We start from the raw sequence: 12,061 nt of genomic DNA, 5'->3' as shown, positions 1-12,061 counted from the left end.
AGCCGAAAGTGGGGGAGGGTGGGCACAGCCCGCAGCGCCGGGTGCCTCGCGAAGAGGCCCAGCCAAGGCACCGATAGGGCGCAAAGCAACCCCGGGCGCCAGCACGGGCAACCCTCACACCGGTGGGGGCCGAGGCAGTGGAGAGCAGGCCCGTAGAATCGGGCTCACCATGGCTTACCTCGACCACGCCGCGACCACCCCGATGCTCCCCGAGGCGGCAGAGGCCCTGTCCGCCCAACTCGGCATCACCGGCAACGCCTCCTCGCTGCACGCAGCCGGCCGCCGCGCCCGCCGCACCGTCGAGGAAGCCCGCGAAACCCTGGCGGACGCCCTAGGCGCACGCCCCAGCGAGGTGGTCTTCACCTCCGGCGGCACCGAGGCCGACAACCTCGCGGTGAAGGGCCTGTACTGGGCCCGCAGGGACGCCGACCCGGCCCGCACCCGCGTCCTGGCGAGCCCCGTCGAGCACCACGCGGTCCTCGACGCCGTCCACTGGCTCGGCGAACACGAGGGCGCCACCGTCGAGTACCTCCCCGTCGACGCCTACGGCCGTGTCCACCCGGACGCCCTGCGCGAGGCCATCGCCCGCGACCCCGACGACGTGGCCCTCGCCACGGTCATGTGGGCCAACAACGAGATCGGCACGGTAGTGCCGGTCCAGGAACTGGCCGAGGTGGCCGCCGAGTTCGGTGTACCGCTGCACGCCGACGCGGTCCAGGCCTTCGGCCAGATCCCCGTCGACTTCGGTGCCTCGGGCCTCGCCGCGATGACGGTGTCGGGCCACAAGATCGGCGGCCCGTACGGCATCGGCGCGCTGCTCCTGGGTCGCGAGTACAGCCCCGTACCCGTGCTGCACGGCGGCGGCCAGGAGCGTCATGTGCGCTCCGGCACGCTGGACGTGCCCGCGATCGCGTCGTTCGCCGTCGCCGGGCGGCTGGCCGTCGAGCAGCGCGAGTGGTTCGCGCGTGAGATCGGTGCCCTGCGGGACGACCTGGTCGATGCCGTACGCAAGGCCGTGCCCGACGCCATCCTCGGCGGCGACCCCGCGGCCGAGGGCCGCCTCCCGGCCAACGCGCACTTCACCTTCCCCGGCTGCGAGGGCGATTCGCTGCTCCTGCTGCTGGACGCCCAGGGCATCGAGTGCTCCACGGGTTCCGCGTGCACGGCCGGCGTGGCCCAGCCCAGCCACGTCCTGCTGGCCACCGGCACCGACCCCGACCTGGCCCGCGGCACCCTGCGCTTCTCCCTCGGCCACACCTCCACACGGGCGGACGTCGAGGCGGTGGCCAAGGCGATCGGCCCGGCGGTGGAACGGGCACGCACGGCGGGCCTCAGCTAGGACCTGTCCGGCCGATCAAGTCGCAGGAAAGCGACGGTGCCTCGGCAGTGCCGGTGAGCGGGGTCCGGTGGGTGCAGCGGCAAGGCGGAGGGGAGAGTCGACGCGGAGCGTCGGTGACCGACGACAACGGCGATGGGGCCCCCGCGCGAGCGAAGCCGAGCGTGGGGGAGTGCGTGCCGGACCCCGCGTCTGCGTCATGATCGGCCGGACAGGTCCTGGGCATCCCCGCGGGGTCGAGCCCCGTCCGCGGGACCAGGTCCCGGCCGTACGGTCCTATGCCTGGGTCTTCGCTTTCGCCGTACGGGCCTTGCGCACGAGCCGTATGTACCGGTCCCAGTCCCAGTACCGCCCGGGATCCGTGTGGTCCGTGCCCGGCACCTCGACATGCCCGATGATGTGCTCGCGGTCCACGGGGATGTCGTACCGCCCGCATATCCCGGCCGCCAGCCGCGCCGAGGCCTCGTACATCGCGTCCGTGAACGACGAGGCGCGCTCGACGAAGCCCTCGTGCTCGATGCCGACGCTCCGCTCGTTGTACTCACGGTTGCCCGCGTGGAACGCGACGTCCAGCTCGCGGATCATCTGCGTGATGTGGCCGTCCCCGCGGACCACGTAGTGGGCGGCCGCGCCGTGCCCCGGATCCTGGAAGACCTTCACCGCGCTCGTGAAGCTGCCCTGGGTGACATGGATGATCACCCGGTCTATGCCGTAGTCGTCGGGCCGGTCCGCGCGTCGCCAGTTCGCGGGCGACGCCGCCACCCACTGGGCGCCCCGGAAGTCGACCGCGCCCTCGACCCGCGGTTTCTCCACGCCCGGCAGCCGCCACCACAGGTGCCCCAGCTCCTCCCGCGCCAGCACCGCGGTGCCCACGGCGGCCGCCGCACCGCCGATGAGCAGCGCCCGGCGTCCGATGCGCTGGTCGGTGTCCCCGCCCTTTTTCTCCCCCATGCGGCCTTCAACGGATACTCGCGGGCTTCGGTTCCCGCAGCCCTTACCCTGGAGGGGTTATGACTGACACCTCGCAGCGCCCCCTCCGCGTCCTCGCCGCCATGTCGGGCGGAGTGGACTCCGCCGTAGCCGCCGCCCGCGCCGCCGAGGCCGGGCACGACGTGACCGGTGTGCATCTCGCCCTCTCGGCGAATCCGCAGTCGTTCCGGACCGGTGCGCGCGGCTGTTGCACCATCGAGGACTCGCGCGACGCCCGCCGCGCGGCGGACGTCATCGGCATCCCCTTCTACCTGTGGGACCTCGCCGAGCGCTTCCGCGAGGACGTGGTCGAGGACTTCGTCGCCGAGTACGAGGCGGGGCGCACCCCCAACCCCTGCCTGCGCTGCAACGAGAAGATCAAGTTCGCCGCCCTGCTCGACAAGGCGCTCGCGCTCGGCTTCGACGCGGTCTGCACCGGCCACTACGCGAAGGTGATCGTCCGTGAGGACGGCACGCGCGAACTCCACCGCGCCTCCGACATGGCCAAGGACCAGTCGTACGTCCTCGGTGTCCTCGACGACCGCCAGCTCGCCCACGCGCTGTTCCCGCTCGGCGACACGCTCACCACGAAGGACGAGATCCGCGCCGAGGCCGAGCGCCGGGGTCTCGCCGTCGCCAAGAAGCCGGACTCGCACGACATCTGCTTCATCGCCGACGGCGACACCCAGGGCTTCCTCGCGAACCGGCTCGGCAAGTCCGAGGGCGACATCGTCGACGAGTCCGGCGCCAAGCTCGGCACCCACGAGGGCGCGTACGGCTTCACGATCGGCCAGCGCAAGGGGCTGCGCATCGGCACCCCGGCCGACGACGGCAAGCCGCGCTACGTCCTCGACATCTCGCCGGTGAACAACACCGTGACGGTCGGCCCGGCGGCGTCCCTGGACGTGTCCGCCCTGACCGCCATCAAGCCCCGCTGGTGCGGCGAGGCCCCGTCCGGCCCCGGCACCTACACCGCCCAACTCCGTGCCCACGGAGGCGAGACGACGGTCACCGCCGAGCTCGTGGACGGCGAGCTGGGGGTCACCTTCACCGAGCCGGTCCGCGGGGTCGCTCCCGGCCAGGCCATCGTCCTGTACGACGGCACGCGCGTGCTGGGCTCGGCGACGATCGCGACGACCACGCGCGCGACGGCGAGCGTCTAGGCGTCCTGTCCGGGCCCCGCGAAGAACTCCGTCAGGAGTGGGGCCAGCGCCTGGGGGTCCACCATGTGGGTCTGGCCGTCCAGCATGCGGTACGTCCCGTCGGGCGCCGCGTCCGCGACGGTCCGGGCCGCCTCGCGCATCCACTCGGGGCTCGCGCCGCCCGCGATCGCGAGCAAGGGGACGGTGACGGCGGCCAGCCGCGCCCGGGGTACCAGACCGTCGCCCATGGCCGCGTTGTCGTACGCGAGCGTGGGCGCGATGGCCTCCATGTGCGGCCAGGCGGGGGACCGGCGGGCGCCGGCGATCATCTCCGGGGGCGTACCGGCGATCGCCATGAACAGCTCGACCGCGTCCCCGCGCCTGTCCTGGCCGAGGAGTTCGGTCAGCCGCTCGGTGTACTCCTGACGCTCCTTGCCGCCCCCTTCGTAGACGGCGAACGGCGTTTCGTAGACGGCGACCTTGCTGACGGCCAGTCCGCTCGCCGCCGCCTCCAGGGCCAGCGCGCCGCCCGACGAGATGCCGTACAGCGCCGCGCCGCCCCCGGACGCCTCGATCAGCGCCGCGATGTCCTCGACCTCCCGGGCCACCGCGAACGGGGCGGTGTCGCCGCTGTCGCCGCGGCCCCGGCGGTCGTAACTGACCGCACCGAAGCGGTCCGAGAGGGCCTCACCCAGGGGCGCCAGCGTGGCACCCGTACACATGGCTCCGCCGACCAGGATGATCGCCGGGCCGTCACCGTAGCGTTCGTACGCGATGGGGGTTCCGTCGCGCGAGAGCGTCTCCTTGTCCATGCCCGTGGAGACTGCCAAAAGCCCCGGAACTCATCGGGTCACGACACTTCCACTTCGTAGAAGCAGAGGTGGTCCTTGATCTGGAGGACATCCGGCTTGGGGTCGGAGTAGGCCCACACGAGATCAGCCGCGTCGGGTCGGGACCAGTAGGACGCGGTGCCCTTGAAGGGGCAGTACGTATGGGTGTCGGAGGGTGTCAGGAGGTCCAGGCGGACGTCCTCGGGCGGGAGGTAGTAGCGCACCGGGCAGCCCGTCTCGCGGAGTACCAGGGGGCGGTCGCTCTCCGCCAGGACCTGGTCGCCGCGCACGACGCGTACGCGCCGGGTGCCCTGCTCGATGGTGATCGTGTGTCCTTCGGCCATACCGGAAGAGCGCTCGGGGGGCCCGGGTTCTTCCCGCGGACGGTGAGCTTTCTTCCCGCGTACGGTGACTGCATGAATATCTGCGTCTTCCTCTCCGCCGCCGACCTCGACGAGCGCTACACGCGTCCGGCGCGGGAGTTCGCCGAACTGCTCGGCAAGGGCGGCCACACGCTCGTGTGGGGCGCATCGGACGTCGGTCTGATGAAGGTGGTCGCCGACGGGGTGCAGGAGGCGGGCGGGCGGCTGCTGGGTGTCTCCGTGGACTTCCTGGCGTCCAAGGCGCGGACCGGCGCCGACGAGATGGTCATCGCGCGTGACCTCGCCGAGCGCAAGGCGCTGCTCCTGGAGAAGGCCGACGCAGTGGTGATCATGGTGGGCGGCACCGGGACGCTCGACGAGGCGACCGAGATCCTGGAGCTGAAGAAGCACGGGAAGACGGAGAAGCCGGTGGTGCTGCTCAACACGGCGGGCTTCTACGACGGCCTGAAGGAGCAGTTCCGGCGCATGGAGGACGAGGGTTTCCTGCCCCGGCCGCTCACCGACCTGGTCTTCTTCGCCGAGGAGCCGGTGGGCGCGCTCGCCTACCTGGAGGAGAGCCAGGGCACGCGGTAGACATCGGCTTGCCTGGGGGAGAGCCAGGGCATGCGGTAGGCGCCGGCTTGCCTGAGGGAGGGCCAGGGCACGCGGTAGGCGCCGGCTTACCGGGAAGAGAGTCCCACCTGGGGGCGAGCCGGGGCGCACGGTGATGCGAGCATGGCGGACATGGCTACACATGTGATCACCGGGGCGGGCTCCGGCATCGGCGCGGCCGTCGCCCGCCGCCTCCACGCGCGCGGGGACGAACTCGTGCTGCACGCGCGCGACGCGGGCCGCGCGAAGGAGCTCGCGGCGGAGTACCCGGGCGCGAAGACCCTGGTCGGCGACCTCGCGGACCCCGACAAGCTCTCCTGGGCGTTCTCGCACCAGACCCTGCCCGACCGCGTCGACTCGCTCCTGCACATCGCGGGCGTGGTCGACCTGGGTCCGGTCGGCGAGCTGACTCCCAAGTCCTGGCGCCACCAGCTCAACGTCAACCTGATCGCCCCCGCCGAGCTGACCCGCCACTTCCTGCCCCAACTCCGCGTGGCACAGGGCCATGTGGTGTTCGTGAACTCCGGGGCCGGCCTCAACGCCCACGCCGACTGGTCGGCGTACGCCGCCTCCAAGCACGGCCTGAAGGCCCTGGCCGACTCCCTGCGCCACGAGGAGCACGCGGCCGGGGTGCGGGTGACGTCCGTCTACCCGGGGCGCACGGCGAGCCCCATGCAGGCCAAGGTCCACCAGCAGGAGGGCAAGGAGTACGACGCGTCGAAGTGGATCGACCCCGAGTCGGTCGCGACGACGATCCTGATGGCCATCGACCTGCCCCGGGACGCCGAGGTCAACGACCTGACGGTACGACCGGGCCACTGACCTCCCCGAGTCATTCCGTACGCTTCCGGGGTGAGTGAAAACAGCGAGTTCAGGTTCGGTCCCGCCACCGGCGTCGGGTCCATGCCGGGCGGTGACGCGCGGGAGGCCGCGAAGACCGTCACCGGGTCCCTCGATGACTTCCCGTTCCTTCCCGAGCTGCCCGCGCGGGGTCCTGGCGCGGACATGATCGGCCGGACCGCCGGAATGCTCGTCGAGCTGTACGCGCGCGTGGAGCCCAGTGGCTGGCGGATCGGGGACCGGCCGGGGCGCGACACCAAGCGGGCCAGGTCGTGGCTGGGACAGGACCTCGACGCCCTCGAGGAGTTCACGCAGGGGTACGAGGGCCCGCTGAAGGTGCAGGCCGTCGGTCCCTGGACGCTGGCCGCCGCACTGGAGTTGAGGAACGGCGAGGTGGCCCTCTCCGACGCGGGCGCGTGCCGGGACCTCGCCGGATCGCTCGCCGAGGGACTGCGGCTCCATCTCGAAGAGGTAGGGCGGCGCGTCCCCGGTGCCCAGGTCGTCCTCCAGCTCGACGAGCCGTCGCTCATCGCCGTGCTGCGCGGTCAGGTCAGGAGCGCCAGCGGCTACCGCACCCACCGGGCCGTGGACCGGCAGGTCGTCGAGGCCACGCTCAGGGACGTCGTCGGCGTTCACGAAGCGGGCCCGGTCGTGGTCCACTCGTGCGCACCGGACGTCCCGTTCGCCCTGCTGCGCCGGGCGGGCGCGGCGGCGATCTCCTTCGACTTCGCGCTCCTCACCGAGCGTGACGACGACGCGATCGGGGAAGCCGTCGAAGGCGGGACGCGCCTGTTCGCCGGTGTTGTCCCCGGCGTGGACGGCCCGTTGTCAGACCCTGCCGGTAGCGTCATGGGTGTCAGGACGCTGTGGCGCAGGCTGGGGCTGCATCCGGACCTTCTCGCGGAGGCGGTCACGGTCACTCCGTCGTGCGGGCTGGCGGGGGCTTCCCCCGACTTCGCGCGCAAGGCACTCGCCCACTGCGTCCGGGCGGCGAGATCCCTCGCGGACAACCCTGAGTAACGGGAGGACAACACGGTGGCCGGCGAAAAGCACGCACAGCCCACATCGGTACCCGCCGAAGCACGGGAGAAGCACGCGCAGCTCGCTGAGCAGATCGAGGAGCACCGCTTCCGGTACTACGTGAAGGACGCTCCGGTCGTCAGCGACGCGGAGTTCGACAAGCTGCTGCGCTCCTTGGAGGCGCTGGAGGAGGAGTACCCCGAGCTGCGCACCCCCGACTCGCCGACCCAGAAGGTCGCGGGGGCGTACGAGACGGAGTTCACGGCCGTCCAGCACCGCCAGCGCATGCTCTCCCTCGACAACGCCTTCGACGACTTGGAGCTCGCGGCCTGGGCCGAGCGCGTCGCCAAGGACGTGGGCACCTCCAAGTACCACTTCCTGTGCGAGCTGAAGGTCGACGGCCTCGCGGTCAACCTCACCTACGAGCAGGGCCGCCTCACGCGCGCGGCGACCCGCGGCGACGGCCGCACGGGCGAGGACATCACACCCAATGTCCGTACGATCGCCGAGATCCCGGACCGTCTGCGGGGCGACCGCGTCCCGGACCTCGTGGAGATCCGCGGCGAGGTCTACTTCCCGATGGAGAAGTTCGAGGAACTCAACGCCCGCCTGGTGAAGGCCGGCGACAAGCCCTTCGCCAACCCGCGCAACGCGGCGGCGGGTTCGCTGCGCCAGAAGGACCCCCGCGTCACCGCGACCCGCCCGCTGCACATGGTGGTCCACGGCATCGGCGCCCTCGAGGGCTTCGACGGCCTCAGCCGCCTCTCGGAGGCCTACGACCTGCTGCACACCTGGGGCCTGCCCACGGCCCAGCACAACAAGGTGGTCGACGACCTCGACGGCGTACGGGAGTTCATCGCGTACTTCGGGGAGAACCGCCACTCCGTGGAGCACGAGATCGACGGCGTGGTCGTCAAGCTCGACGAAATCCCCCTCCAGGGCCGACTGGGCTCCACCTCGCGCGCGCCGCGCTGGGCGATCGCCTGGAAGTACGCGCCCGAGGAGGTCAACACCAAGCTCATCAACATCCGGGTCGGCGTGGGGCGTACGGGCCGGGTCACACCGTACGCGCAGGTCGAACCGGTCACGGTCGCGGGCTCCGAGGTCGAGTTCGCCACCCTGCACAACCAGGACGTGGTGAAGGCCAAGGGCGTCCTCATCGGGGACACCGTCGTGCTGCGCAAGGCCGGCGACGTCATCCCGGAGATCCTCGGTCCTGTCGTCGACCTGCGCGACGGCAGCGAGCGGGAGTTCGTGATGCCCGCCGAGTGCCCCGAGTGCGGTACGGCGCTGCGGCCCATGAAGGAGGGCGACGTCGACCTGCGCTGCCCCAACGCCCGCAGCTGCCCGGCCCAGTTGCGCGAGCGGCTCTTCTACCTCGCGGGCCGCAAGGCGCTGGACATCGAGCACTTCGGATACGTGGCCGCTGCGGCCCTCACCAAGCCGCTGGAGCCCGCCGAGCCGCCGCTGCTGGACGAGGGCGACCTCTTCGACCTGACCATCGAGCGGCTGCTGCCCATCAAGGCGTACGTCCTCGACCAGGACAGCGGTCTGCCCAAGCGCGACCCGAAGACCGGCGAGGAGAAGATCGCCACGGTCTTCGCCAACCAGCAGGGCGAGCCCAGGAAGAACGCGCTGGCGATGCTGGACAACATCGCCGCCGCCAAGGACCGCCCGCTCGCCCGCGTCCTCACCGGTCTGTCGATCCGTCATGTCGGGCCGGTGGCCGCAGAGGCGCTGGCGCGCGAGTTCCGCTCGATCGACCGGATCCAGCAAGCCACGGAGGAGGAGCTCGCCGCCACCGAGGGCGTCGGACCGATCATCGCCGCCTCGCTCAAGGAGTGGTTCGCCGAGGAGTGGCACCGCGAGATCCTCCGCAAGTGGCGGGCTGCCGGGGTGCGGACGGAGGAAGAGAGCTCCGGCGAGGACGAGGGGCCGCGCCCGCTCGAAGGGCTCACCGTCGTCGTCACCGGAACGCTCGAACACCACACACGGGATGGCGCCAAGGAGGCACTGCAGAGCCGAGGAGCGAAAGTGACCGGTTCTGTCTCCAAGAAGACGGCTTTCGTTGTGGTGGGTGACAATCCTGGTTCGAAGTTCGACAAGGCGATGCAGCTCAAGGTTCCTGTTCTGGACGAGGAGGGTTTCGCCGTCCTGCTCGAGCAAGGACCGGACGCGGCAGCGGAAGTCGCGCTTCCGATCGCGGAGTAGCGGTTGAAGGCCACCCGTTCGGCGCATATCAGATGCATACGGGTGGCCGGGTCGCATTCGGGCAACCGTCGACGACCGGTGCCCGTGGAAGCCTTCTGCGGCCTACTGTTGAGGTGTGCGCCTGCCGTGCCCAACTGCGGTTGGGGCATCCCCATGCTCTTCGAGAGCCTGGGGAAGGGATTTCAGACGCGGCGCCGTTGGCAGTTGTCGCTGGCAACGGACCGCGTGGCGTGGGCACCGCCGGCTGTGAGAGGGACGGGAATGGAACCGACCAAGAGCGCTGCCCTCGACTCATGGCTGCGCCTGCGCCGGATGACCGGCGTGTGGCGGACCGGCCTCCGGACGGGGCGGCCTTCGCAGCGCCCCGGCGCCGGCGGACCGGGCTCCGCACCCCTCACGGCACCCACCGCACCCGGCGTCGGCAGACTCACCGCCGAACGCGGCACCGGCCTGCACGGTCCCGACCCCGAACGGCGCGTCTCCTGGCCCGCGCTGTCCGCGGCGGTCGTCGCGGCGGCCGGCTTCGTCCTGGGCGTCGGCTTCTACCACGCGTTCAGCGGCGATCACGCGCTCTTCCCGTCCGGCACCGCCGGCTGGTCGCTCGCCGTACTGACCGGCGTCATCGTCGGCCATCTGGTCGCCCTCGGCCGGGCCCGTTGGTGGGGCGGCACCGGATCCGGCGCGGCGCTCACCCTCGCGGTCCTGCTGCTGTACGGCTGGGTGCCCGCCGGAATGGTCAGCCTGACCGTCGTCGTCCTGGTCGGCACCGCGCGCCGCGACCGCTGGCGGCAGGGTCTGCTGCACGGCGCGGTCGACATCCTCGGCATCGGCGCCGGAGCGCTGGTGCTCGCCGCCTTCGGACGGTACCCCTCCGTCGAGACGCCCTGGGACCCTCAGGCCTGGACGTTCTACGCCGCCCCCGAGGTGGTGCTGGTCGCGGGGGCGTATCTCGCGGTCAGCCGCGCCCTGCTGTGGTACCTGCACGCGCCGCGCTCCGGCGGTCTGCCCACCGTCGCCCGTACAGCCCTTGTCAGACAGGGGCTCGTTGCCGTCGCGCTGCTCGGAATCGCGCCGCTGATCTGCGTGGTCGCGGTCGCGCTGCCGATGCTGCTGCCGCTGTTCTCCATCCCGCTGATCGCCCTCGACTCCACGCTGTGGATCGCCCGCGCGCGGGCGGAGGAGCAGCTGCGTGACCCGCTGACCGGGCTGCCCAACCGGCAGTGGCTGCTCGAACGTACCTGGACGGCTCTGGACGATGCCGAGCGCATCGGTGCGCGTGCCGCCCTCCTGTTGATAGACCTGGACCGTTTTCGTTCTGTGAACGACACTTTGGGGCACCTTGCCGGGGACCGGCTGCTGCTTCAGATAGCCGACCGGCTGCGCCTCGCGCTGCCGCGCGGGGCGGAGGCCGCGCGGCTCGGCGGCGACGAGTTCGCCGTGTTACTCCCCGTCGTCGACTCCACGACGTCGGCCACGCGGGTCGCCCGCAATCTCGTAGCCGCCCTCGGCTCGCCCCTCGACCTCGACGGACTCACCCTCGTCCTGGAGGCCAGCGCCGGACTCGCCGTCTTCCCCGACCACGCGCTCGACGCGGAGGGGCTGCTGCGCCGGGCGGACGTCGCGATGTACCAGGCGAAGCGGGACCGTACGGGCGTGGAGGTGTACGAGTCCAAGCGCGACTCCAACACCCCCGACCGGCTCGGCCTTCTCGGCGACCTGCGCCGGGCCCTGGACGCCGGCGACGTCGAACTGCACTACCAGCCCAAGGTCCGCTTCGACGGACAGGTGGCCGGACTCGAGGCCCTGGTCCGCTGGGTGCATCCCGAGCGCGGGAAGGTGCCGCCGGACGAGTTCATCGCCATCGCCGAGTCGTCCGGGCTGATGCCCCACCTCACCGAGTACGTGCTGGAGACGGCGCTCGGACAGGTCGCGCGCTGGCGGGCGCAGGGCCTGCACGTGCCGGTCGCGGTGAACGTCTCGCCGCGCGATGTGCACACCCCCGGCTTCGCCGGCGCGGTCGCCGCCCGGCTCGCCCGGCACGGGGTCCCGGCGGGGTCGCTGCAGCTGGAGATAACGGAACACGTGCTGCTGGAGGACCCGCAGCGTGCCGCCGACACCCTCGCCGGGCTGACCGGGCACGGGGTGAAGATGTCGCTGGACGACTTCGGTACGGGGTACTCCTCCCTCGTGCACCTGCGCCGGCTGCCGGTGAGCGAGCTGAAGATCGACCGCTCGTTCGTGGCGCGGCTCGCCGTCGACACCGAGGACGCGGAGATCGTGCGCTGCACGGTGGACCTGGCGCACTCGCTGGGGCTTCTCGTCGTCGCGGAGGGCGTCGAGGACGACGAGACGTGGGAGCGGTTGCGCGATCTGGGCTGCGACGCGGTCCAGGGATGGCTGGTCGCCGCCGCGATGCCCGCCGACGAGGCCACGGCGTGGCTCCGGGCCAGGGGATCCCGGGGATGGCAGCGGCCGGCCGCCGCGTTGCCCGCGGCGGCGACCGACGAGTAAATCCCCCACTCGCCTGCGCCTGCTCGCCCGCCGCGTTGCCCGCGGCGGCAACCGACGAGTAATCCCCATTCGCCGCGCCCGCTCGCCCGCCGAGCTCGCCCGCTCGCCCGCTCGCCCGCCCGCTCGCTCGCCTGGATCAAGGCCGAGCGTGACCCAGGCAACCTGTTCCGCCTCAACCAGAACATCGAGCCCGCGGCGCTGGTCTGATCACGGCTTGCGGGCCACGCC

Annotated in this window: 10 protein-coding genes; 7 read left to right on the top strand and 3 right to left on the bottom strand. The window is 71.7% G+C overall.

The annotated features are described in order from the left end of the window. The first annotated feature begins 169 nt into the window (after positions 1–169). Positions 170–1,339 (top strand): cysteine desulfurase family protein, encoded by a 1,170-nt coding sequence (locus AB0D27_RS23305; RefSeq protein WP_362511875.1) that lies wholly within the window; start codon positions 170–172, stop codon positions 1,337–1,339. A gap of 273 nt (positions 1,340–1,612) precedes the next feature. Here the strand turns inward: AB0D27_RS23305 and AB0D27_RS23300 are convergent, their stop codons facing one another. Beyond that, positions 1,613–2,287: an N-acetylmuramoyl-L-alanine amidase gene (locus AB0D27_RS23300; protein WP_362511872.1), complete on the bottom strand. Its 675-nt coding sequence runs from the start codon at positions 2,285–2,287 to the stop codon at positions 1,613–1,615. 59 nt (positions 2,288–2,346) lie between these two features. Between AB0D27_RS23300 and mnmA the strand changes: the two genes are divergently transcribed. Next, positions 2,347–3,468 carry a tRNA 2-thiouridine(34) synthase MnmA gene (gene mnmA / locus AB0D27_RS23295; RefSeq protein WP_362511869.1) on the top strand — a complete coding sequence of 374 codons (1,122 nt, stop codon included), beginning with the start codon at positions 2,347–2,349 and terminating at the stop codon, positions 3,466–3,468. Here the strand turns inward: mnmA and AB0D27_RS23290 are convergent. Next, positions 3,465–4,259, bottom strand: a complete 795-nt coding sequence (locus AB0D27_RS23290; RefSeq protein ID WP_362511868.1) for an alpha/beta hydrolase — start codon at positions 4,257–4,259, stop codon at positions 3,465–3,467. The genes mnmA and AB0D27_RS23290 overlap by 4 nt on opposite strands. Positions 4,260–4,297: 38 nt before the next feature. Continuing rightward, complete coding sequence (locus AB0D27_RS23285; RefSeq protein ID WP_362511865.1) at positions 4,298–4,621, bottom strand: DUF427 domain-containing protein; 324 nt, start codon at positions 4,619–4,621, stop codon at positions 4,298–4,300. Positions 4,622–4,693: 72 nt separating this feature from the next. Between AB0D27_RS23285 and AB0D27_RS23280 the strand changes: the two genes are divergently transcribed. From AB0D27_RS23280 to AB0D27_RS23260, 5 genes are all read left to right on the top strand, one after another. After that, a complete protein-coding gene (locus AB0D27_RS23280) occupies positions 4,694–5,233 on the top strand; it encodes a TIGR00730 family Rossman fold protein (RefSeq protein ID WP_362511862.1) in 540 nt (179 codons plus the stop codon). Positions 5,234–5,374: 141 nt separating this feature from the next. Further along, complete coding sequence (locus AB0D27_RS23275; RefSeq protein ID WP_362511859.1) at positions 5,375–6,073, top strand: SDR family oxidoreductase; 699 nt, start codon at positions 5,375–5,377, stop codon at positions 6,071–6,073. 30 nt (positions 6,074–6,103) lie between these two features. Next, on the top strand, positions 6,104–7,111 hold the full coding sequence (locus tag AB0D27_RS23270) for a methionine synthase (protein WP_362511856.1): 1,008 nt from the start codon (positions 6,104–6,106) through the stop codon (positions 7,109–7,111). 15 nt (positions 7,112–7,126) lie between these two features. Further along, positions 7,127–9,322 carry an NAD-dependent DNA ligase LigA gene (ligA, locus tag AB0D27_RS23265; RefSeq protein WP_362511853.1) on the top strand — a complete coding sequence of 732 codons (2,196 nt, stop codon included), beginning with the start codon at positions 7,127–7,129 and terminating at the stop codon, positions 9,320–9,322. A gap of 261 nt (positions 9,323–9,583) precedes the next feature. Next, entirely contained in the window at positions 9,584–11,833 is a 2,250-nt protein-coding gene (locus AB0D27_RS23260; RefSeq protein ID WP_362511850.1) for a bifunctional diguanylate cyclase/phosphodiesterase, read from the top strand. Positions 11,834–12,061 lie beyond the last annotated feature (228 nt).

This window comes from Streptomyces sp. NPDC048415 (assembly GCF_040651675.1).
Lineage (GTDB): Bacteria > Actinomycetota > Actinomycetes > Streptomycetales > Streptomycetaceae > Streptomyces.
This window is presented reverse-complemented; position numbering and strand designations above follow the sequence as displayed.

Coding starts and splice junctions, on each gene's coding strand:
- AB0D27_RS23280 (WP_362511862.1), top strand. CDS start 4,694: ATGAATATCTGCGTCTTCCTCTCCGCCGCCGACCTCGACGAGCGCTAC.
- mnmA (WP_362511869.1), top strand. CDS start 2,347: ATGACTGACACCTCGCAGCGCCCCCTCCGCGTCCTCGCCGCCATGTCG.
- AB0D27_RS23275 (WP_362511859.1), top strand. CDS start 5,375: ATGGCGGACATGGCTACACATGTGATCACCGGGGCGGGCTCCGGCATC.
- AB0D27_RS23290 (WP_362511868.1), bottom strand. CDS start 4,259: ATGGACAAGGAGACGCTCTCGCGCGACGGAACCCCCATCGCGTACGAA.
- AB0D27_RS23300 (WP_362511872.1), bottom strand. CDS start 2,287: ATGGGGGAGAAAAAGGGCGGGGACACCGACCAGCGCATCGGACGCCGG.
- AB0D27_RS23305 (WP_362511875.1), top strand. CDS start 170: ATGGCTTACCTCGACCACGCCGCGACCACCCCGATGCTCCCCGAGGCG.
- AB0D27_RS23285 (WP_362511865.1), bottom strand. CDS start 4,621: ATGGCCGAAGGACACACGATCACCATCGAGCAGGGCACCCGGCGCGTA.
- AB0D27_RS23260 (WP_362511850.1), top strand. CDS start 9,584: ATGGAACCGACCAAGAGCGCTGCCCTCGACTCATGGCTGCGCCTGCGC.